The 22,883-nt window shown below is 70.2% G+C and carries 14 protein-coding genes and 1 pseudogene; 8 read left to right on the forward strand and 7 right to left on the reverse strand.

Features of this window, described 5'->3' with window-relative positions:
- The first annotated feature begins 1 nt into the window (after position 1).
- From FKO37_RS18810 to FKO37_RS18825, 4 genes are all read left to right on the forward strand, one after another.
- The gene (locus FKO37_RS18810) at positions 2-286 is read left to right on the forward strand and encodes a gas vesicle protein K (RefSeq protein ID WP_238605264.1); all 285 of its coding nucleotides are present in this window, start codon (positions 2-4) and stop codon (positions 284-286) included.
- 96 nt (positions 287-382) lie between these two features.
- Positions 383-934: a (2Fe-2S)-binding protein gene (locus FKO37_RS18815; protein ID WP_238605265.1), complete on the forward strand. Its 552-nt coding sequence runs from the start codon at positions 383-385 to the stop codon at positions 932-934.
- Entirely contained in the window at positions 931-1,935 is a 1,005-nt protein-coding gene (locus tag FKO37_RS18820) for a xanthine dehydrogenase family protein subunit M (RefSeq protein ID WP_238605266.1), read from the forward strand. The genes FKO37_RS18815 and FKO37_RS18820 overlap by 4 nt, the downstream gene beginning before the upstream one ends.
- Positions 1,932-4,004, forward strand: a complete 2,073-nt coding sequence (locus FKO37_RS18825; RefSeq protein ID WP_238605267.1) for a xanthine dehydrogenase family protein molybdopterin-binding subunit — start codon at positions 1,932-1,934, stop codon at positions 4,002-4,004. The genes FKO37_RS18820 and FKO37_RS18825 overlap by 4 nt, the downstream gene beginning before the upstream one ends.
- A gap of 9 nt (positions 4,005-4,013) precedes the next feature.
- On the opposite strand, the pseudogene FKO37_RS18830 reads toward FKO37_RS18825, so the two are convergent.
- Positions 4,014-4,662 (reverse strand): annotated as a pseudogene (locus FKO37_RS18830) (dienelactone hydrolase family protein).
- A 78-nt stretch (positions 4,663-4,740) separates the two neighbouring features.
- Between FKO37_RS18830 and FKO37_RS18835 the strand changes: the two are divergent.
- A complete protein-coding gene (locus FKO37_RS18835; protein ID WP_238605268.1) occupies positions 4,741-5,337 on the forward strand; it encodes a gamma carbonic anhydrase family protein in 597 nt (198 codons plus the stop codon).
- Here the strand turns inward: FKO37_RS18835 and FKO37_RS18840 are convergent.
- The 3 genes from FKO37_RS18840 to FKO37_RS18850 all read right to left on the reverse strand — a co-directional run bounded on the left by FKO37_RS18840 (position 5,276) and on the right by FKO37_RS18850 (position 9,585).
- Positions 5,276-7,432, reverse strand: coding sequence for a HEAT repeat domain-containing protein (locus FKO37_RS18840; RefSeq protein WP_238605269.1), 2,157 nt, complete (start codon positions 7,430-7,432; stop codon positions 5,276-5,278). The two genes, FKO37_RS18835 and FKO37_RS18840, sit on opposite strands and share 62 nt — an antisense overlap.
- Before the next feature lie 421 nt (positions 7,433-7,853).
- Positions 7,854-8,708, reverse strand: coding sequence for an NAD(P)-binding domain-containing protein (locus FKO37_RS18845; RefSeq protein WP_238605270.1), 855 nt, complete (start codon positions 8,706-8,708; stop codon positions 7,854-7,856).
- Positions 8,709-8,718: 10 nt separating this feature from the next.
- Positions 8,719-9,585, reverse strand: a complete 867-nt coding sequence (locus FKO37_RS18850; RefSeq protein WP_134734085.1) for an NAD(P)-dependent oxidoreductase — start codon at positions 9,583-9,585, stop codon at positions 8,719-8,721.
- Between the two features lie 126 nt (positions 9,586-9,711).
- On the opposite strand from FKO37_RS18850, the gene FKO37_RS18855 reads away from it, so the two are divergent.
- Positions 9,712-12,807, forward strand: coding sequence for a BTAD domain-containing putative transcriptional regulator (locus tag FKO37_RS18855; protein WP_308196586.1), 3,096 nt, complete (start codon positions 9,712-9,714; stop codon positions 12,805-12,807).
- 38 nt (positions 12,808-12,845) lie between these two features.
- On the opposite strand, the gene FKO37_RS18860 is transcribed toward FKO37_RS18855, so the two are convergent.
- Positions 12,846-14,258: an amidase gene (locus FKO37_RS18860; RefSeq protein WP_238605272.1), complete on the reverse strand. Its 1,413-nt coding sequence runs from the start codon at positions 14,256-14,258 to the stop codon at positions 12,846-12,848.
- Between the two features lie 110 nt (positions 14,259-14,368).
- On the opposite strand from FKO37_RS18860, the gene FKO37_RS18865 reads away from it, so the two are divergent.
- Positions 14,369-15,334 carry an Lrp/AsnC family transcriptional regulator gene (locus tag FKO37_RS18865; RefSeq protein ID WP_037818452.1) on the forward strand — a complete coding sequence of 322 codons (966 nt, stop codon included), beginning with the start codon at positions 14,369-14,371 and terminating at the stop codon, positions 15,332-15,334.
- 4 nt (positions 15,335-15,338) lie between these two features.
- Here the strand turns inward: FKO37_RS18865 and helR are convergent, their stop codons facing one another.
- Both helR and FKO37_RS18875 read right to left on the reverse strand, forming a co-directional pair.
- Positions 15,339-17,510: an RNA polymerase recycling motor ATPase HelR gene (gene helR / locus FKO37_RS18870; protein WP_238605273.1), complete on the reverse strand. Its 2,172-nt coding sequence runs from the start codon at positions 17,508-17,510 to the stop codon at positions 15,339-15,341.
- Positions 17,511-18,830: 1,320 nt separating this feature from the next.
- Positions 18,831-19,943: an aldo/keto reductase gene (locus FKO37_RS18875; RefSeq protein ID WP_238605274.1), complete on the reverse strand. Its 1,113-nt coding sequence runs from the start codon at positions 19,941-19,943 to the stop codon at positions 18,831-18,833.
- A gap of 639 nt (positions 19,944-20,582) precedes the next feature.
- On the opposite strand from FKO37_RS18875, the gene FKO37_RS18880 reads away from it, so the two are divergent.
- Positions 20,583-22,835: an ATP-binding cassette domain-containing protein gene (locus FKO37_RS18880; RefSeq protein ID WP_238605275.1), complete on the forward strand. Its 2,253-nt coding sequence runs from the start codon at positions 20,583-20,585 to the stop codon at positions 22,833-22,835.
- Positions 22,836-22,883 lie beyond the last annotated feature (48 nt).

The following is a 22,883-nucleotide window of genomic DNA, read 5'->3' on the forward strand; positions in this document are numbered from 1 at the left end:
GATGCCCAAGGCCGACACGCTGGCCACCCGCCTCGAAACCGACGCGGACACGGTGGAACGCGACCTGATGAAGCTGGTCCTGACAATCATCGAACTGCTCCGGCAGCTGATGGAACGCCAGGCGCTGCGCCGCGTCGAGGAGGGCGGGCTGACCGAGGCGCAGGAGGAACGCCTCGGCCTCACCCTGATGCTGCTCGAAGAACGGCTGACCGAACTCCGGGACCGGTACGACCTTTCCGCCGCGGACTTGAACCTCGACCTCGGCCCGTTGGGGACGCTGTTGTGAGTTCGTCTGGTCACGGTCCACAGCGGCAAGGACGCCGACAACCTGCCCTCGACCAGGCAGAGGTTTGGGCGCGGGGTGAGCGGGTATGGCGGCGGTATGCGACCGGCCGAGACGGAACCCATCCCGGAAACCGCCAGTGCGGTCCGGACGATCGCGCTGCGCGTCGACGGGACCGAGCACCGGCTCTCCGTGGACCCGCGCCGCACCCTCCTGGATCTGCTGCGGGAGCAGATCGGCAACTACAGCGCCAAGAAGGGCTGCGACCACGGCCAGTGCGGGGCCTGCACGGTTCTGCTCGACGGCCGCCGAGTCCTGTCGTGCCTGACGCTCGCGCTCACCTGCGACGGCACCGAAGTGACCACAGCCGCTGGCCTGGCCGAGGACGGCGAGCTGCATTCGCTGCAACAGTCGTTTGTGGACCATGACGGGTTCCAATGCGGCTACTGCACACCCGGCCAGATCTGTTCCGCGGCCGGATTGCTGGCCGAGTTCGGCGACGGAGCGCCCAGCCACGTCACTAAGTCGGTGGCCGACACTCCGCAATGGACTGACGAGGAAATCTCCGAGCGGATGAGCGGAAACCTCTGCCGTTGCGGCGCCTACGCCGGGATCGTCGCGGCGATCCGCGAGGCGGGAGAGCAGCGATGAAGCCCTTCGCGTACGGCAAACCGGCGACGACGGCCGAGGCGGTGCGGGCAGTGGCGGCCGAACCGTCCGCGATGTTCCTCGCCGGCGGCACCAATCTCGTCGACCACCTGAAACTGGGGGTGGCCCGCCCGGAGCGCATCGTCGACGTGACCGGCTTGATGTCGACCGAGATCCGTGAGAAAGACGGCGAACTGGTGATCGGCGCGGGCGTCCGCAACAGCGACCTCGCGGCCGACCGGCGGGTCCGGGAGCGGTATCCGGTGCTGGCCGAAGCGCTGCTGTCCGGGGCGTCGCCGCAGCTGCGGAACATGGCCACCGTCGGCGGGAACCCGTTGCAGCGCACCCGATGCGTCTACTTCCAGGACGTCACGACCCCGTGCAACAAGCGTTCACCCGGCTCCGGTTGCTCGGCCCTCGGCGGTTACACGCGCCATCACGCGATCCTCGGCGCGTCCGACCAGTGCGTCGCGACGCATCCCTCGGACATGGCAGTGGCGATGGCGATGCTCGACGCGCGCGTCCACGTACTCGGCCCGTCCGGAGAGCGGACGCTGCCGTTCGCGGACCTGCACCGCCTCCCCGGTGAGCACCCGGAACGCGACACTGTCCTCGAACACGGCGAACTGATCACCGGCATCACGCTGCCCGCCACGTCCTGGTCGCGCCGTTCGACCTACCGCAAGGTGCGCGACCGGGCCTCCTACGCCTTCGCGCTCGTCTCTGTCGCAGTTGGACTGTCCATTTCAGATGGTGTTATCGAGGACGTCCGGCTGGCTTTCGGCGGCGTAGCGCACAAACCGTGGCGCGCCCAGCGGGCCGAGGAGGTCCTGCGCGGCAACCGGCCTAGCGCGGACGTCTTCCGCGCAGCAGCCGATGCGGAACTCGCGGACGCCAATGCGCTGGACGGCCTCGACGGAGGGAACGCGTTCAAGATCCCGCTCGCCGCCCGCACCCTGACCGCGGTGCTGCGCGACCTGACCACCGAGGAGCGCGACCGATGACCGGACTGCTGGAACCCCGGGCGATCGGACGCGGGCTCACCCGCCGCGACGGTCCGGCGAAGGTCGCCGGAACCGCGCCGTACGCCTACGAACACCCCGCCGAAGCACCGCTGTACTGCCATCCGATTCAAGCGGCCATCGCCCGCGGTCGTTGCGTGCGGATCAGCGGCGTCGAAGCGGAAGCCCTCGACGGCGTCCGGGCGTTGATCACTCCCTTCACCGCTGAGCGGCTCGCCGACACCGACGACGCGGAACTCGCGGTGCTGCAGGATTGCGAAATACCGTTTCGCGGCAGGGTGATCGGGCTCGTCCTGGCCGAGTCGTCCGAAACCGCACGGCACGCGGCGGAACTCGTCGACATCGAATACGAGACCGATCCGTTCGTTGCCGAGCTCAAAGCTGACGATCCCGACCTGTACCAGCCGGACAAGGTCAACCCGAGTTTCGCGACCGACACGAGCGAGGGCGACCTCGAGACCGCGTCCGCCGTGACCGTGGACCAGACCTACACCACGGCGATGTACCACAACAACCCGCTCGAACCGCACACGACGACGGCCTTGTGGGACGACGGCGTGCTGACGCTGTGGGATTCCACCCAGAGCGTCCACTCGGTACGGTCCACCGTGGCGAAGACCTTCGGCCTGCCCGCCGAGCGCGTCCGGGTGATCTGCCCTTATATCGGCGGCGGTTTCGGGTCGAAGGGGATGCCGCACGCCAACGTCGTGCTCGCCGCGCTGGCCGCCCGGACCGTGCCGGGCCGTCCGGTGAAGCTCGCGCTGACCCGGCAGCAGATGTTCAGCCTGGCCGGGTACCGCACGCCGACGATCCAGCGGGTCCGGCTCGGCGCCGACCGAGACGGACGGCTTGAGTCGCTCGACATGGCCGTCGTCGAGCAGACCTCGCGGATCAAGGAGTTCGCTGAGCAGACCGCGGCGCCCGCGCGGATGATGTACGCCGCGCGGAACCGGGCCACCAGCCACCGGCTCGCGCGGCTCGACGTGCCGGTGCCGTCGTGGATGCGCGCGCCGGGGGAGTGCCCGGGAATGTTCGGCCCGGAAGTGGCGATGGACGAACTCGCCGAAGCGCTCGGCATTGACCCGATCGAACTGCGGGTGCGCAACGAACCGGAGAAGGATCCCGAAACCGGCCTCCCCTTCTCGAGCCGGCACCTGGTCGAATGCCTGCGCACCGGAGCCGAACGCTTCGGCTGGGACTCCCGGACGCGTGGTCGCCGAGACGGGCGATGGCTGATCGGCAGCGGCGTCGCGGCCTCGGTGTACCCCGCGAAGCGGATGCCCGGATCGAGCGCGACGATCCGGTACGAGAAGAACCGCTACGCCGTCGAAATCGGCGCGGCCGACCTCGGGACGGGCGCGTGGACGATCCTGCCGCAGATCGCGGCGGACGCACTGGACGTGCCAGTCGATTCCGTCGACGTCCGGATCGGCGACACCGATCTCCCCAAAGCCACGGTGGCCGGTGGTTCGACCGGAACCGCGTCGTGGGGTTCCGCAGTGGTCGCGGCCGCGGAGGCGTTCCGCGACAAATACGGCTCGGACCCCGGTGACGGTGACGAGGCACAGGCCGACACCCCGAAAAACCCGGACGACAAGAAATACTCGACGTACGGGTTCGGAGCACAGTTCGCCGAGGCGCGCGTCGACGCCGACACGGGCGAAGTCCGGGTGTCGCGGCTGCACGGCACCTTCGCGGTCGGCCGGATCGTCAACCCGGTCACCGCGCGCTCGCAGCTGCTTGGCGGCATGGTCATGGGCCTGTCGATGGCGCTGCACGAAAACAGCGTCCTCGACCCGCGGTTCGGGCATGTCGTCAACCACGACCTCGCCGAGTACCACATCGCGACCAACGCGGACGTCGAAGACCTGCGCGCGGACTGGCTCGACGAAACCGATCCGCACCTCAACCCCATGGGTAGCAAGGGAATCGGCGAAATCGGCATCGTCGGGACCGCGGCGGCGATCGCCAATGCGGTCCATCACGCGACGGGGGTTCGGGTGCGGGACCTGCCGATCACGCTCGACAAGCTCCTGCCGGGACTGCCCTGAGCAACGGCGTCACAGGGCGAAGGCGTGGTCGCCGCCGTCCGGAAGATGCCGGTCGAACCACGCGGCGGCTGCGTCGGCGACCTGTCCCAACGCGCCGGGCTCCTCGAACAGGTGCCCCGCCCCCGGCACCACCACGAGTTCCCGGTCGCCCGGCAATTGAGCCGCAGCCGCCTTGTTCAGCCTGCGCACGGTGTCGTCGTTGCCCCCGACGATCAGCAGCACCGGGCAACGCACCTCCGCCAAGACATCCGGCCAGGTCCGGCCTGCCGCCGCGGGAAACCACCGCCCGCACGACGTCCGGCCGGCTCGCCGCCGCACTCAACGCCGCGGCGGCTCCCGTGCTGGCCCCGAACAGCCCCACCGGCAATCCGCCCACCGCGGGATGCCGGCCGAGCTCGTCCAGCGCGCGCAGCAACCGGTCCCGCAGCAGCCCGATGTCGAACCGCTGCCGGTCGTGCTCTTCCTGGCTGAGCAGGTCGAACAGCAGCGTCGCGTAGCGGTGGTCCTGCAAGGTCCGGGCGACCGCCTGGTTGCGCGGGCTGTGCCGCGAACTGCCCGAGCCGTGCGCGAAAACCACCACCCCGGCAGCATCGGCGGGCACCGTCAACTCACCCTCGGCCGACGACGTCCCGGCGCCGACCGCGAACGGTTCCGTCATGGCTTCCTCCTGCCAGCGTCCGGAACCGGATATCCCGGCAGGGCGACGGCCAAACGGACGGCGGGTTAGCGTGGACCGATGCTGATCGAACATCGAGGACAACGCCCGGTGGTCCCGGAGTCGGCGTACGTCGCCCCGTCCGCGGTGCTGTGCGGCGCGGTCGTCCTCGGCGAACGAGCCCGAATCCTGCACGGCGCGGTGCTGACCGCGGAAGACGGCGAGGTCCGCACCGGTTCGGACGTAGTGGTCATGGAAAACGCCCTGGTCCGCGGCCGGTCCGCGCAACCCGCGACACTCGGGGACGCAGTGCTGGTCGGACCGCACGCCCACGTCAACGGAGCCGTGATCGAGGACGAGGTGTTCGTCGCGACCGGAGCCTCGCTGTTCCCGGGTTCAGTCGCCGGCGCCGGGTCCGAGCTGCGGATCAACAGCGTGCTGCACGTCAACTCCCACCTCGAACCCGGCACGGTGCTCCCCATCGGCTGGATCGCCGCTGGCAACCCGGCCGAACTGTTCTCCCCGGACCGGCACGACGAGCTGTGGGAACTGCAGCGCACCCTGGATTTCCCGGGCACAGTCTACGGAACGCCGAGAGGCACTCCGATGCGCGAACTCATGCGCCGCCAAGTTGAGTTTTACGGCTCCCATCGGGAAGATCGTCTTCTTGACGAATGACGTCGACCGACGCGAGCACCGTGCGGGCATCGCGCTGAAAGGCTTCGTCACCAACGATGTCGACGTCATTGGCCAAGCCGTCATCGGATTTGGCGACCCGTTCGACGAGATAGCGGCGCGGCGACGCGAGCGCCTCTCGCAGCAACGGCGCGGCGGGGGCAGCCGCGGAGCCGAGTTCGGTGAGGTCGCGCGCGATACCGGGCCAGCGGCGACGGCTGCGCGTCCAGACCGACTGCAGGACGGCGACCACAGGCTCGGGATCGCCGGTGATCCGCCACAACGCGGTCGCGGCGTTTTGGTGCAGCCATCTGTATTCGTCGGCACGATCGAGCAGCGCGCGCAACGCCGGAATCGTGGCTGCGGCGGCGGGTCCCAGGTCCCGCACGCCTGCCGCGGCCGCGCTGGCGGTGAAGTTGTCGTCCTTGCGCAACGCCCGAAGGATCACCGGCAGTGCGGTCTCGGCGTCCTTGTCCAGTTGCCACAGCGCCGTCGCGGCTCTGGCCGCGATTCCGTCATCCGGGTTCTTGAGCAGCGGTCGCAGCAACGGAACAGCCTCGGCACCGGCGCCGATCTTGGTCAGGATCGAGGCGGCCTGCGCCGGATCGGATTCCAGCGCGGCCAGGACCTCCGGTGCTGCTTCGACCGCGGCGGGCCCGATCTCTGCCAAGGAGCGGCACAGGGTTTCCCGGGCTTGGTCGTCGTTGGCGCCGAGATCTCGCAGGCGCTGCCGGATCAGCGGAACCAGTTCCGCGGCCTGCGATCCCAGACCGGCGATATGCCCATTGAGGTGATTCGGCACCGGATCCTGTTCGAGCAGCCACCTTAGCACTGGTAAAGCCCGGCTGTCGCCGCTGTGGCACAGCGCGCGGATGAGCGGGCCAACGTCGCCGCCGCCGTTGTACGGGTTCGGCACTGTCCACGCCAGGGAACCGGCCGGGGTGTACTCACCGGTGCGGGGAGCCGATTCGAGGCAGGCGACGAGCGCGTCCGCGGCCGGAGCGGCGAGTTCGCCGATGATCGACAACGTGGTGGCGGCCCGCATGCGCAGCCTCGGCGGCGAGTCGTCCAGCTGGTCGCCGATCAGGGAGACCAGTTCGCGGTGGTCGCCTCGCCAGCCGAAAAGCAGCGTCTGGGCGGCAAAGACAGCGTGGTAGCGCTGCGCCCAGTCCGCGGCGCGCAACTGCGCCGCGATGAATGCGGAGCGCGCGGCAACCCGGTCGCCGAACGCCCAGCTGACGTCGGTGACGAGGCGGTCTAGATGCGGTGCCGGCTCGCTGTTCTCGTAGCTGAGCGCACGCTGATGAAGCATGCCGCGCAAGGTTTCGGTGCTGACCGGATCCGGTCGCGGCGGCGGCGGTTCCTCAGCATAGGCAGCCTCCACCGCCGCGGTGAGCGCGGTGACGACCCCCGCTGGCACCTGCGCGGGCCCGATGCGGACGCGTTCGGTCAACGCGGCGACCCGAACCCGGGCTGACCGCGCGCCGACGGCCATCGACTCCAACGCGGCACTGATCTCTCCGTCCGTGCCCAGCATGCCCGCCGCTTCGACGAGCGCCACCTGAACCTCGGCGTCGGACTCGACCGGCAGCCGGGCCAGTACCGCGGAGGTGACCCGGGCCAGATCGTCGCGGCAGCCGGGCAGCGCCCCGGCGACCGCCCGGCGCACCTCGCGATCGGGGTCCGCGAGCAAGCTCAGCAGACCCGGACCCGCTGCCGCGAGCGTCCGGGCCGCCTCCGCCGCGGGGCCGGTGCTCGGCACTTCCCACCCCACGCCGCCGATGCTGGCGACCAGCCCCAGGACCCCGGCGCGGCCGGGCAACCCCGGCGTCGCCGCGGCTTCCAGCAGGAACGGCAGCGCGGCCACCGTGCAGTCGTAGACGTCGAGCTGGTGGTGGACCGCGCCCTCCATGCCGTCCAGCGCCCGCTCCCGCACCACCGGGTCGGGCGAAACCAGACCCCGGAGCAGGTCCGGGACATCGGTCGCCGGTCCGTACGCGTGCTTCATTCCCGCCCAGTCGATCTCGTCGAGACCAGAGAACACCGTCCACCCCGTTCCGGGCCGGGACCCCAGCCCGGCCGAGGGTGTGATCGACATCGGCGCATTCCCTGTTACGACCAGGAGAATCCCTTGGGCCCGCCGGGGTTACCGCGGCTCGAGAAACGCCCTCCCCAACGGTGTGAGCGAATGATGCACCCCACCCCCGCCCGCGTGCTCGTGATCAACCCCGCCGTCCGAAACGTCTTCGTATGTTGCACCGCAGCCGGGGAACCCCCCAGCCGCGCGGCCAACGCCGTAGTAGAGGCCTCCGCCGCCAATGTGCACGGCAGCCGCGCCCGCGTCCGCCCCACCCGGCCGGTCAGCTGGTCCTCCCGGGTTCGACCCGGGCGCGCCTCCCCAGCGCGGCTCTGCGTCCGGGATGCGTCCCCGGGCCGCGGTCCGGGAAGCGCTGTCCGCCGACCGGCGCGGATCCGTCGGCGGGCGGGGCCCGAACGGCGGCTTCCCAGACCGCGGGCGCTCAGCCGCGGATCACCTCGAACAGGCTGGTCCAGCTGTCCCGGCCGTGCCCGGCGGCGACCGCGCGCTCGTAGTGCTCCTTGACCGCGGCGGGCAGGGCCACGTCGATGCCCGCGTCCCGGCTCGCGGCGAGGATGTGGTCGGCCGTCGCGCCCATCATCTTGGCGTTCGCCTCGCTGCCGGGGTGGCTGCCGCTGTCGATGTTCTTCGCCGCCTCGTCCAGCGACGTCTGCACCAACGTCAGCAGCTCGTTCGCGTACGGCACCAGCGTCGCGGCGGACACCCCGGCGGTGCCGACGAGCGCGGCGGAGTGCAGGAATGCCGACAGCGTCGTGAGGAAAAGATCCAGCAACGACTGGTAGTACAGCTGCGCCAGGCCGGGATCCGCACCCCGGTAGTCCGGCCGTCCGATGACGCGCAGGGCCGGTTCGATCCGCTCGAACGTCGGCTGCGCGCCGCTGTAGAACACGAACGCACCCTCGGTGCCGACGACCTGCGCGGGCACCATGATCCCGCCCGCGATCATCTCCGCGCCGCGCGCGGCCAGCCATTCCGCGGCCACCCGGGTGCGCTCCGGCGTGTCCGAGCTGAGGTTCACCACGATCTTCCCGCGCAGCGCGTCCTCGGTCGGCGCGAGAATGTCGTACATCGCCTGATAATCAGTGAGACTGAGGATTACCAATTCGTTCGCGGCCAGCGCCTCCGCGACCGTTCCCGCGCGCTTCGCGCCGGCGGCCACCACGTCGTCGGCGCGGCTCGCGGTGCGGTTCCACACCGTCACCTCGTGGCCCGCTGCCAAGTAAGACCGCACCATGGCCTGGCCCATCGGGCCGAGGCCGATCATTGTCACACTCACCGGGTTCTCCTTATTTCTTCAGCAGTTCGATGACGCTCGTCAGGTTTTCCGCGCCGTGGCCGTCGGCGGCCCGGCGCAGGAGCAGCTGGTGCAGCGGCGCGAGCAGTTCGGAGCTGACACCCTGGTCAGCGGCCGCGATGGGCAGGTTTTCGAACGCGGCGGCCTGCATCCCCAGGTTCGACACGACGTTCTGGGTGTAGTCGCCGCTGTCGACCTCCACCGCAGCGTGCTGGACGAAGCTGCCCATCGCGGCCAGCCATCCGCTCAGCAACGGCGCGAATTCGACCGCCGAAAGCCCTTCGCTGCGGATCAGCGCGTAGGCCTGCAAGACGCCGGTGAACTGGCCATACATCCCCGACAACAGCGCGAGATCGTGCAACGCCGCCAGCCCCGGGTCCTCGCCGACGTAGTTGCTGCCGCCGAACGCGTCGAACGCCGCGCGGTGCGTGTCGAACACGTCCTGGGGTCCGCTGTAGAACACGAACGCGCCCGGCCGCCCGATCATCGGCGGAACCGCCATGATGCCCCCGTCGAGGAACGCCCCGCCCTGCTCCTCGACCCATTCGGCCAGTTCACGGGCCTGGCGAGGGGTGCCGTTGGTCAGATTCACCACCGTCCGGCCCGCCAGCGAGGCCGTCTTGAGCACTTCGCGCACCGACGCGTCGTCCAGCAGGCAGACGATCACCAGTTCGCTCGCCGCGACCGCCTCGGCGGCCGACCCCGCCGCCACCGCACCCCGCTCCACCAGCGGCTTCGTCTTGTCCGCAGAGCGGTTCCAGACCGTCACCGGCCGTCCCGCTTCGAGCAGCGCACCGGCCAGCGCGCTGCCCATCGCACCGAGCCCCAGCACGGTCATTGAGGTCGCATTCCCGGACATGTGGTCCCTCCAGTTCGTTGATCTGCCGACCACGGTGCCGAGGGCCGCGCACGGTTCGCTGCGGGTCCGCGCACGGATGCGGGTTACGGTGGATCTGTGCGATTCGGGATCCTGGGGCCCTTGGCCGTGAGCAGCGACGACGGCCGGCCGGTGCGGGTGCCCGAGGCCAAGGTCCGGACCCTGCTCGCGGTCCTGCTCGTGCACGAGGGCGCTCCGGTGTCGGCGGACCGGCTGGCCGACGACCTGTGGGGCGACCAGCTGCCCGGCAACCCGGTCAACACCCTGCAGACGAAGGTCTCGCAGCTGCGCCGTGCGCTCGAACGCGCCGAACCTGGGTCCGGCAGCGCGCTGGTGTTCCAGGCCCCCGGTTACGTCCTGCGGACCGAACTGGAAGCGGTGGACGTCGGACGCTTCCGTGCGTTGACCGCCGCGGCGAGCACGGCGGAAGACCCGCGGGCGAAGGCCGATTTGCTCACCGAAGCGCTGGCATTGTGGCGAGGCCCGACGCTCACCGAGTTCGCCGACGAAGCCTTCGCGCAGCCAGTGATTCAGCGGCTGGAAGAGGATCGCCTTGTCGCGCAAGAAAACCTCGCCGACGCGCGGCTCGCACTTGGCGAACATGCCACGCTGACCGCGGAGCTCGCCGACCTCGTCCGGCAGCATCCGTTGCGGGAAAGGCTGCGCGCTCTCCAGATGCGCGCGCTGTATGCGGCGGGTCGGCAGAGCGAGTCGCTGGCTTCCTACGACGAACTCCGCCGCCGTCTCGCGGACGAGCTGGGCCTCGATCCCGGCCCCGAACTGACCGCGCTGCACCGGTCGATCCTGGCGCAGGACCCGTCTCTGACTGCCGTCGTCTCGCAGCTTCCGGTGCCGCTTACCGAACTGGTCGGCCGGACCGCCGCGACCAAGGCGGTCAGCACGCTCGTTCGCGAATCCCGGTTGGTGACGCTCACTGGACCCGGCGGCGTCGGCAAGACCCGGCTCGCGCTGGAGACCGCGCACCGGCTCGGCGGCGACTTCGCCGCGGGCGCGTGGCTTGTGGAGCTGACCGGCATGGACCGGCACGAATGCGCGCTGAGCCAGTGCCCGCCGATCGAGTGGGTGGTGGAGGCGATCGCGGCGACGCTGGGCATCCGGGACGCGGCGGCGCCCGCGCAGGCGGATCCGGTGCAACGGCTGGCCGAGTCCTTGCGCGGCAAGGAAACCCTGATCGTTCTGGACAACTGCGAACAGCTGATCGAGCCGGTCGCAGCGACCGCCGCACGGCTGCTGGCGGACGCGCCCGGGCTGCGGATCCTCGCCACCAGCCGGGAACCGCTCGGACTCGCCGGCGAAACGCAGTTCCCGGTGCCCCCGCTGGACCACGACAGCGCCGCGCGGCTGTTCACCGCACGGGTCGCCGACACTGGGTACACTGTGGACAGTTCCGACGCGGAGGCGGTCGCTGAGATTTGCCGGAAACTGGACGGATTACCGCTGGCGCTCGAACTCGCCGCGACCCGCGTGCGCGCGTTGGGCGTGCCGGAGTTGTTGCGCCGCCTGGACGATCGGTTCCGTCTGCTGGGCACCACCCGCCGGGGTGTGCCCGCCCGGCAGCAGACTCTGCGCGCGATGATCGACTGGAGCTGGGAACTTCTGAGCGAGCCGGAACGCCTTGTGCTGCAGCGGTTGTCGGTGCACACCGAGGATTGCTCGCTGGACGCGGCCGAGGCGGTCTGCGCGGGCGACGGCGTCGAGGAAGGCGAAGTGCTGGGTCTGCTGGCGAAGCTTGTCGATCGCTCGCTGGTCGTGCCCGCGAACGCGCGGTACCGGTTGCTTGAGTCGGTGGCAGTGTACGGCCTGGAACGGCTGCGCGACGCTGGCGAGGTCGAGAAGACGCGGCGTCGGCACGCGGAGTATTACGTCGAGCTCGCCGGTACCGCAGACGCCGGTCTCCGCGCCCGCGACCAACGGCGCTGGCTGCAGCGCCTCGACGCGGACCTGCCGAATCTCCGTGCCGCAGCGGAGAATCTGGCCGGTTGGGGGAGCGCCGACGACGCGTTGCGCTTGGCGAACCGGCTGGCGTGGTACCGATTCCTGCGCGGCCGGATGGCCGAGGCGATGCGATCCCTGCGCGCCGCCCTCAGTTTGCCCGGCGGCGACGAGGACCTGCTCACGGAAGCGCAGGCGACGCTCACCGCACTCGGCATCCTCGCTGGCGACCGTCCCGACTGGCGTTCCGTGGCCGATCTGCCGACGAGCCCTCGGGCCAAGTGGTTCATCGGCTACGCACTGTCCACAGTGGCCGATCTGCCCGGCGCGGAACCGCTGACCCTGGAGGCACTCGCCGCCTTCGAAGCGACCGGCGACCGGTGGGGGATCGCGGCGGCCAGCGGCGACCACGCGAGCCAGGCCCTGTCGAGAGGCGATATCGCGGGAGCGTGGCGTTACGCCGATCGCTGCGCGGAGTTGTTCGCCGAAATCGGCGACAAATGGGGTCAGCTGCAGGCGAATTTCGCACAGGGCGCACTCAGTTCCCTTGCCGGGAATTACGCGCGCGCTGAAGCGGTCCACATCGAAGGATTGCAGATCGCCGAGGAACTGGGCTTGTGGCCGGAAGCGTCGTACCAGCTGTCGTGGCTAGGCCGGATTGCGTTGCTGCGCAAGGACTACGTCGCCGCCCGCGAACTGCATGACCGGGCTCGCGAGGTCGCCGCGGAGCACGGTTTCACGCCGGGGGAGATGTATGCGCTGACCGGACTGGCCCTCGGTGCCCGGCGCGAGGGCGACCTCGATCTCGCCGAACAGCATTTGCGGACGCTGCTCGAGTGGAACAAGCAGGTCGATTTCGAACCGGGGAACACGTTGATCCTCGCGGAACTCGGTTTCGTCGCCGAATTGCGCGGAGACGCGGAGACGGCGTTGCGACGGCAGCAGGAAGGGTACGAGATCGCGCACCGGACCGGCGATCCGCGAGCGATCGCGTTGTCGCTGGAGGGGCTAGCGGGTGCGCACGCACTGGCCGGAGCAGCCCGCGAAGCCGCACGGTTGCTGGGCGCGGCCGCAGCTTCCCGCGCCGGGATCGGCGCACCGCTGCCTGCCGCGGAGCGCACTGACGTCGACCGGATCACCGCCCGCGCGAGCGAGGTCCTCGGCGCGGCAGAATTCGCGGCCGAGTTCCGCGCAGGCGGCGAACGGGAAGCGCTGCCTGCGGTCCGTGAAGGACTCCTTGAGGGAATCTGATTCCCGGAAGGAGTCCTTCACGGACCGTGGCTCACGGCTCAGAAGACGGGCCGCCGGTTGCCGTGCCCGGTCGCCTGCTCGAAAGCGTGCGCGGCCCGCAACAGTCCCAGCTCGCCCCGCAGCGGCGCGATGATCTGCAGCCCCACCGGACGTCCGTCCTCGGTGAACCCGGCGGGCACCGACAGCGCCGGGCACCCGGTCGCCGAGATCGAGTACGCCGAGCGCATCCACTCCAGATAGTCGTGCATCGGTCGCCCGGCAACGACTTCCGGGTACTCCCACTCCACCGGGAACGGCGGCACCTGGCTCACCGGCGCGAGCAGCAGGTCGTACTGCGTGAAGAACTCGCGCATCCCGGTGATGAGCTGCAGCTGCCGCGTCTGCGCGCGGGCGATGTCGGCACCGGAAAGCGTTGCGCCGAAAGCGATGTTGTCGGCGAGTGTCTGCTTCATCTTGTCCGGATGCTCTTCGAGCAGACCGCTGAACCCGGTGTGGAAGAGCCAGCCGCGCAGGGTGCGGAACACGTCGTCGGCCACCGCGAGGTCCGGGCAGGCCGGTTCGACGCGGCAGCCGAGTTCGGCGAACACCCGCACCGCCGGTTCCAGCACGGCGGTGACCGCCGGGTCGACCGGCAGCCCGCCGAGGTCCGGCGACCACGCCACGCGCAGCCCGGCGAGGTCGGCGTCGAGCGACCCGGCGAACGGCGCGGCGGGCTGGTCGAGCGCGATCGGGTTGCGCTCGTCGTACCCGGCGATCACCGACAGCAGCAGCGCGACGTCGGCGACCGTCCGGCCCATCGGCCCCTGCACGCCCAGCGCCTCCCAGGGCAGCGTCGCGGGCCAGGTCGGCACCCGGCCGGGCGACGGGCGCAGGCCGACGACGTTGCAGAACGACGCCGGATTGCGCAGCGAACCGCCCATGTCGCTGCCCTCGGCGAGCGGGTGCAGACCCGCGGCCAGTGCGGCCGCCGCCCCGCCGCTGCTGCCGCCCGCGGACAGCTCGCGCCGGTACGGGTTGCGCGTGGCCCCGAAAACCGGGTTCATCGTGTGCGAACCGGCCCCGAACTCCGGCGCGTTCGTCTTGCCGAGCGTGATCGCGCCCGCGTTCCGGATCCGCTCGACGACGAGCGTGTCGCTGTCGGGGACGTGGTCGGCGAAAATGGGGGATCCGTAGGTGGTGCGGACCCCGGCGACGTCGTGCGTGTCCTTGTGCGCTACCGGAATCCCGTGCAGCGGACCGACCTCCTCGCCGTGCGCGAGACGTTCGTCGGCGGCCGCGGCCTCGCTCAGCGCGCGCTCGGCGGTGAGCGTGACGATGGCGTTGATCTGCGGGTTGACCTGCTCGATCCGGTCGAGATGGGCCTGCAGCACCTCGCGGGCGGACAGCTCGCGGACGCGCAGCCGCCGGGCCAGTTCGCGGGCGGGCAAGTAGCAGATCTCCTCAGCGCTCACTGGTTTCCTTCCTGACCCCGGTGTCCGTTCGCGACGTCAGCTTCGCGCGTGGTGCTGGGGTCGGACAAGACCTGCTCGACAAATGACGGAATCAGCCACAGTATTGGCTGATGACCGCACGGCTGGACCCACTCGACCGCCGGATCGCCGGCGCGCTGCAAGTCGACGGCCGCGCGTCCTGGCGGCGGATCGCCGAGGTGCTGGACGCGCCGGAGCGCACGGTGGCCCGGCGCGGGACGCACCTGCTGCGCACCGGCGTCGTGACGGTTGTCGCCGTTTCGCCGCACGGCGTGCCGCTGCTGGTGCGCGGCCGCTGCAGGGCCGGGCTCGGCCGTCCCGCGGGCACCGCGCTCGCGGGACGGCCGGAGACGAGCTTCTGCTACCTGATCACCGGACAGGGTGAACTGGTCGCCGAGGTCTTCTGCGACCGCAACCGGCTGCCGACCTTCATGTTCGACGAGATGGCGGCAATCCCCGGCCTGCTCGATCTCACGGCCGATACCGTCACGCGGTACTACCGCACCATCCACGAATGGCAGCCCGGCCTGCTGAGCCCGGCCGAGACGGAGGCGATCTCGTCGCTTCCGCAGCCGACTCCGCAGCCCCGGCAGCCCGACGGCGTGGACTTCAGCAGCGACGAACGCGCCATCGTGCGCGCGTTGCGCGAGGACGGCCGGCGCACGCACGAGGAACTCGCCCGTGCCGCCGGGATCTCGGAATCGACCGTCCGCCGCCGGCTGGAAGCGTTGCGGCGGGAGGAAAAGGTGTTCATCCGGGCGGTGGTGGAACCGGCCGTGCTCGGGCTGCCGGTCGAGGCGCTGCTGTGGATCCGCTGCCGCCCGCACGACGTCGACGACATCGGCCGCGCCCTCCTGGGCTCGCCGTACGTGCGCTACGCGGCGGCGATGACGGGCGAGTATCAGCTGCTCGCTGACGTCACCTTGCCCGACATCGCCGCGTTGCACGAGTTCGTCGGCAGTTCCGGCTGGTCCCGGCAGGCGGATTCGGTGCACACCGGGGTGGTGCTGAAGGCGTTGAAACGCAGCAGCGTCCTCGCGCCCGAACTGCGCCCCTGACCGGTTAGACGAGTTCCTCCAGTCCGTTCAGCACCGGCGGCAACGCGCCGCGGTGCAGCACGCCGAGCCGCTGGGTCGCCCGGGTCAGCGCGACGTACAGCTCAGCCGCGCCGCGTGGTCCGTCCTCGAGAATCCGGTCCGGGTCCACGAGCAGCACAGCGTCGTACTCCAGCCCCTTCGTCTCCGACGCCGCCACCGCGCCCGGCACGTCCGGCGGCCCGATCACGACGCTCGTCCCTTCCCGGCCCGCCTCGGCACGGACGAATTCCTCGACCGCGGCGGGCAACTCGTCGTCGGAGACCTTCCGCGACCACGGCCGGACCCCGCACGCGCGCACCGATTCCGGCGGCTCGGCCCCCGGCGCGAACTCGGCCAGCACCGCCGCCGCGACGGCCATGATTTCCGCCGGGGTGCGGTAGTTGACGGTGAGCGAACGGTAGGCCCAGCGGCCCGGGACGTACGGATCCAGCATCGTGCCCCAGTCGAGCGCACCCGCCGCCGACCGCCGCTGCGCCAGGTCGCCGACCACGGTGAACGACCGGCTCGGGCACCGCCGCATCAGCGCCCGCCAGTCCATTTCGGACAGTTCCTGCGCCTCGTCGACCACGACGTGCCGGTAGGTCCAGTCCCGGTCCGCCGCGGCACGTTCGGCGAGGTCGCGGGTGTCGTGCTCGACGAACCGCTCGGCCAGGTCGGTGTCGTAGAGCAGGTGCTCCGCGGACAGGCCGATGTCCTCGTCCATCTCCTCGCGGTCGAGCCGCATGATGTCGAGCACACCGGCCGCGTACTCGGCCTCCGCCTCGCGCTCGGAGGCGTCCTCCTGCCGTTTCGCGCGGTCCGGAGCCTTGCCGAGGAGGTCGATCAGCTCGTCCAGGAGCGGGACGTCCGACACCGTCCAGGGCTCGCCCGGCTCGCGCAGCAGCGCCGGGTCGGCACCGGCCGCCTTGAGCCGGGCGGGGGAGGAGTACAGCGTGGTCAGCAGGCTTTCCGGGGTCAGAATCGGCCAGAGGCGGTCGATTGCCTTGACAAACGCGGGGTCGGCGAGGAGTTCGTTGACGAGCGTGGAACGGAGGTCCTCCCATTCCTCCTTGTCGTCGCGGGTGAGCCAACCGCGCCCGATGCGGGACATGGCGCGTTCGGTGAGCACGTACGTGACGATCTCGACGAACACCGCCCGCGCCTCGTTGTGCGGCCGCCCGCTCTGCCGCGCCTCGTCGCGAGCCCACTCGGCGGTCGCCGCGTCGATCCGGACGGTGGTGTCGCGGAGCTCGATCAGCACGGGTTCGGCGGGCAGTTCCTGCCGGTCCGCGACCGCCGCGCGCAGGACGTCGAGCATCCGCAGAGACCCCTTGAACCGCGCGACTTCCGGCTCGTCCTCGGCGCGCGCGTGCAGCCCCGGGAGGAGACTGCCCGGGGTGGTGAACACCACGTCGGACTCGCCGAGCGACGGCAGCACGCGCCCGATGTGGTTCAGGAACGAGGGATTCGGCCCGAGAACGAGGACGCCGTGGCGCTCCATCCGCTCGCGCTGCGTGTACAGCAGATACGCGACGCGGTGGAGCGCCACGACGGTTTTCCCGGTTCCCGGCCCTCCCTCGATGACCAGGACGCCGGGATGGTCGAGCCGGATGATGCGGTCCTGCTCGGCCTGGATCGTCGCGACGATGTCCCGCATCCCCTCCCCGCGGGGCGCGTTGACCGCCGCGAGCAGGGCGTCGTTCTCCTCGCCGCTGCCGGGCGCGCCGAAGACCTCGTCGGTGAACGAGGTGACCTGCCGCCCGCGCGTGTGGAATTGCCGCCGTCGCCGCATGCCCTCGGGCGTCGCGGCGGTAGCGGTGTAAAACGCGCTCGACGCCGGCGCGCGCCAGTCGAGAAGAACGGGTTTGTACTCGTCGTCCTCGTCGAAAAGCCCGATCCGGCCGATGTAAGAATGGTCGCCTTCGACGGTGTCGAGCCGCCCGAAACACAACCCGGAGTCGGCAACCGAAAGCCGCCGCGTTTCGCGAGTGAGCGCGCGCACCTCGACGTCCCGCTCGCCCGGCGCCTCGTCGTTTCGTTTGAGGGCAGCGGTGTAGCGCTCCTTGGCCCTCCTGCGCTCCCCGTCGAGCCGCCGATAGAGCCCGGCGACGTAGTCCTGTTCGGACCGCAGTTCTTCTTCGTACCCCTGAGTTGACAAGTGCCCCTCGCTGCTGTTATTCTGAAACCAGATTCGGCGTGAACTTCTGATTGCTTGGTGAAGACGCGTCGATTTTTTATTGTCCACCTTCTGTCAAGTGGGCAGGCGGACTGGTGTTGTGCCGCGGTTTTCTCGCGTGGTGAGCTGAGCGGTCCGGGCTGGGTGGAGCGGGTCGGATCGGTGGGTCTGGCCTGGCGGGTGAAGCGGGCTTGTGCTGGCGGGCTTGTGCTGGCGGGCTTGTGCTGGCGGGCTTGTGCTGGCGGGCTTGTGCTGGCGGGCTTGTGCTGGCGGGCTTGTGCTGGCGGGCTTGTGCTGGCGGGCTTGTGCTGGCGGGTGAGCGGACTCGTGGCGGCTGACCTGTGCTGGCGGAGCCGCGCTGCCCGATCCGAGTTCGGCGGCCAGGTTCGCCGGATGGGCCGGGCGCACCGGCCAGAGCCGCGGCCTCGGTCCGCAGCCCGGGGATCAGACCCGGCTCGAAGCCCGATCAGCGCGAACGACCCGCGCCTTTGCCTGACGCGGCCATTCGGTTCCGGCGTGGCGACCTTGCCCAGGGGGCGGTTTCCACCTGTGCTGACGGCTTTGCTCGGCGTGACGACGTGCGTTCGCTTGACGCGGCAATTCGGTCCGGTGTGGCGACCTTGCCCGAGCGGGTGATTCCACCTGCGGTGACGGCTTCGCTCGGCGCGACGACGCGCGTTCTCCTGACGCGGCCATTCGGCCCGGCGCGACGACCTCGCCCAGGCGGCGATTCCACCTGCGGTGACGGCCTCGCTCGGCGCGACGACGCTGCCCGAGGCGTGCGTTCCAGCCGCACGTGTGGCCAGCTGACATCCCTGAGCGCCCTCGCACGCGACGGTCACAGGGCGGCAGGTTGAGCGTCGAAGGCCGAGCCGAATCCCCGGGCTATTCCGTGGCGGGCACCCAGGCGCGAGCGCGCACCCAATTCCGCGCGCCTTCGTGCCCCAGGCGTTGCAGCGGCGGCAAAGGGCCCCGTTTCCGGCACCGGGCCACGGCGACGGCGAACGGTTCGGCCAAGCACAATCGGCCAGCCGAAACCGACCGGACGGCGGCGGTCGCGCCGAGTCGCGCGCATGCGCTCTCGGCAGCTGCGCCGGACGGATTCCCGGCGGCAGGACATCCCCGCACGTCTCAAAGCCCGATCGTGCGCACACCGATCCCACACTCGCTCCCGACAGCCGGATTCTCATGGTCGAGCAGCGATTCTGCGGCATCCCCCGGGGCTTGCGGCAAGCCCCGGGGTGCGCTATATCTTGAAAAGGGCGGGGGAAACATTTCTTGCAGCGCGGAATCCCGCGCGGTTCACGCCTGCGTCGCCGAAGCCCAGTTCCGTACCACCGGCCGATACCCCTCCGGTTTGTCGCCCACCTTCACGCCAGGGTTGATCAGCCACGACTGGTAGTCCGGCGTGAACATCCGGTACGGCCCGGCAGGCGGCACCTCGCTCGCGCGGTCCAGGGCGTCGCGCAGGTCGGCGGGCAGGGTGAAGTCGAGCGCGTGCATCGTCGCGTCCAGCTGCTCCGCGCTGCTCGCCCCAACAATCGCCGACGCGATGCCGGGCTGCGTCGCCACCCAGTTGATCGCGACCTGCGCCATCGTCACGTTCAGCTCGTCCGCGACCGTCTCAAGCGTCTTCAGCAGTTCCCACTGCTGCGCGGTCCAGGTCCCGGCCGCCACAGCGCCCTCGCCGGTCAAACGTCCCTCGCCGCTCAGGCCGTTCGACGAGCTGCGGTATTTCCCGCTCAGGAACCCGCTGCCGAGCGGGCTCCACGCGGTGATCCCCAGGCCCAGCTCCAGGCCCGCCGGGACGTGCTCCGTTTCGATCGTTCGCTCGACCAGCGAATACGGCAGCTGCAGACTGATCATCGGCGGCAGCGAATGCGCGTCGGCGAGAGTCTGCGCGCGGCTCGCGTACCAGGCGGGCACGTCCGACAGCCCGGCGTACCGGATCTTCCCCGCCCGCACCAGGTCGTCGAACGTGCGCAGCACCTCCTCGACCGGCGTGATCCGATCCCACGTGTGCAGCAGGAACAGGTCGAGATAGTCGGTGCCGATCCGGCGCAGCGACGCCTCCACCGACCGGATCATGTGCTTGCGCCCGTTGCCGCCGGCGTTGGGATCGCCCGGGTCGACGCTGTTGGTGAACTTCGACGTCAGCACGAGCCGATCCCGGTTCCCCGTCTCGGCGATGAACTTGCCGAGCAGCCGCTCGCTCTCGCCCGCGGTGTAGAAGTCCGCGGTGTCGACGAAGTTGCCGCCCTCCTCGACATACTTGCGGAAGATCGGCCGCGCCTCCTCCTCGGACTTCCCGTAAGCGGCGTGAAACCCGTCGACGCCGAAGTTCATCGTGCCGAGCGCGAGCCTGCTGACCCGCAATCCGGACCGGCCGAGCAGGTAATACTGGTCAAGAGACATCAGGGTCCTCACTCCGTTCCCGAAACACGCGCGGGCCGTGCCCGCCTGGCTCGGCCAGGGTGCCTTCGGAAAAATGGACCAGCAAGTCCAAACTTCAGGACGGCCGACGCAGGGGGCGCGCGGCGCGAACCAGGGGCACCAGCCGATGCCGCTCGGGGGAGTGATCGTGGTCGAGGAGTTGCGCGGACCACTCGACCTGGAGCCACGACCGGCGACGGCGCTCTGTCCCGAGCTGATCGCGAGGCACATCAAAGCCACCGCACCGGCGAAGGAAGCACCGACGACTGCGAACTCCAGACCGAATGTTCCGGCCCGAATAATCCAGTCCCGAGACCTCGCTTCTCTTGCCCGCCAGGTATTTCCTCGAACGAGCACCCGCACGGATGGCGAATGCCTGGCACGCCTCGATAAGCGCTTCCCTAAACGAGCACCGCCCACCCCGCCCGCGGAAATCCGCCGTGCGAAGGCTCAGCTCGCTTCGCCCGGTCGAGCGCGCTCCGAACGAACATCGCCCAACCTGCCTCGCGTGACGCTGTTTGTCGATGGCCCGGCCCCACATCGCCGAGCGCTTCCCCGAACAAAGCACCCTCGCCTCCACCCGCCCCGCCGCACCCCTCTCCAGGACGTAGGCTGCGAGACATGCCGTCGAACATGATCAGCCTCCGCGGTGTGCGCACTCACAACCTGGCCGACGTGGACGTGGACATCCCCAAGCACCAGCTGGTCGCGGTCACCGGCGTTTCCGGGTCCGGCAAGTCGTCGCTCGCGTTCGCGACGCTGGCCGCCGAGTCGCGGCGGCAGTTGTACTCGACGATGCCCGCTTTCGTCCGCACGAAACTGCCGCACGATCCGGCTCCCGAGGCCAGTTCGCTGAGCGGCCTGACGACCGTCGTCGTGGTGGATCAGCGGCCGCTCGGGACGAATTCGCGGTCTACCGTCGGCACCGCCACCGAGGTGTGGACGATGCTGCGGATGTTGTTCTCCCGCTTGGGCGAACCGTCCGCGGGGTATTCGCCCGCCTACTCGTTCAACGATCCGTCCGGGATGTGCCCGGCTTGTGCGGGGCTCGGCACGGTCACCGACATCGACGGCGAGCGGATGATCGACCGCGGCCGTTCGCTCAACGACGGGGCGATGGTCTTCCCCAGTTTCGCGGTCGGCAGCTGGATCTGGAAGCGGTATGTCTACTCGGGATTCTTCGACAACGATCTGCCGTTGCGGGAATGGCCCGAGGAACTGGTGCAGTTCCTGCTGCACGGTCCGACGCAGAAGCCGCCGAATCCGTTGCCCCGTTTCCCGGCCAGCGCGAAGTACCAGTCGATGGTGCCGCGGATCCGCCGGCTGCTCGTGGAACGCGAGGCCAAGATGGGTCCGGCGGTGCGGACGGCCCTCGCCGACGTGACCCGGCAGCGGCCGTGTCCGGAGTGCGACGGCAGCAGGCTCGCTCCGGCCGCGCGGGAGAGCCGGGTCAACGGGGTGTCCATTGTGGACCTCGGCTACCGCGACGCGGCGGGGCTGCTGGAATTCTGCTCCGGACTGGACCACGAGTGGGCGCGTCCGCTGGTGGCGGCGTTGCGGCTGCGACTGGAATCGATGATCACGCTCGGCCTCGGGCATCTGCACTGCTACCGCGCGACGCCGACGCTCTCCGGCGGCGAATCGCAGCGGCTGAAACTGGTGCGGCACTTGGGATCGAGCCTCACCGACCTCACCTACGTCCTGGACGAGCCGACCGACGGGCTGCATCCGGCCGACGTCGCGTCCCTCGTTGACGTACTGCGGCGGCTGCGTGATCACGGCAACACGGTGCTGGTGGTGGATCACCACGAAGCGGTGATGGTCGCCGCGGACCATGTGATCGACCTCGGCCCGGGAGCAGGGGAAGCGGGCGGACGCGTGGTGTTCCACGGTCCGCCGGCGAAGCTGCGGAAGGCGGACACGACGACCGCGCGCGCGTTGCGCACCGGCGTCCGGATCAAGGACACGCTGCGGGAACCCGCGGGCTGGCTGCCGTTGCGCGGGCTGAACCGGCACACCCTGCGCGACATCGACGTCGATGTGCCGACAGGCGTCCTCACGGTGATCACCGGGGTGGCAGGGTCCGGGAAGTCGACGCTGGCGGGCGAACTCGCCGAGCGGCATCCGCGGTTCACGGTCGTCGACCAGAGTCAGATCGTCGCGACGAGCCGGTCGACGGTCGGCACCTGGCTCGGGCTCGCCGATCCGGTGCAACGCGCGTTCGCCGAGGTGAGCGGCGAATCGCCGAAGTTGTTCAACCCGCGGTCGCAGGGCGGGTGCCCGGCCTGCCGCGGCACCGGCGTGCGGCGGACCGATCTGGCGTTCCTGGAGGACGTCGACACGCCGTGCGAGGAGTGCAACGCGACCGGATTCCGCGCCGAGGCACTGGAAACGCGGCTCGACGGACGAACGGTGCTCGAAGTGCTGGGCACGCCGGTGTCGGCGCTGGCGCGATACGTGCCGCATCCGGACGTGGTCCGGCTGGCTGCGCTGCTCGGCGAACTGGGCCTCGGGCACCTCGCGAGCGGCCGCACGCTCGACACGCTCTCCGGCGGTGAGCGGCAACGGCTGAAGCTCGCCCGCCAGCTCGACTCGACCAGCGACGATCTGCTCGTCGACGAACCCACCGCGGGCCTGCATCCCAGCGACACCACGCGGATGGTGGCGCTGCTGGACCGGCTCGTCGACGAGGGCCGGACGCTCGTCGTGGTCGAGCATTCGCTGCACGTCGTCGCGGCGGCGGACTGGGTGCTCGACCTCGGCCCCGGCGCGGGCGAGAACGGCGGCCAGGTGCTCTACACCGGCACGCCGAAGGGGCTCGCCGAGCACGACGGCGCGACCGGACGCTACTTCCGGGCCGCGCTCAGCGGTTAAGCCGACCCGCGCTGTCCTCCAGTTCCGTCCGTGAGGGCCACCCTGAGG

It is taken from the genome of Amycolatopsis sp. Poz14 (assembly GCF_006704225.1).
GTDB lineage: Bacteria > Actinomycetota > Actinomycetes > Mycobacteriales > Pseudonocardiaceae > Amycolatopsis > Amycolatopsis nivea.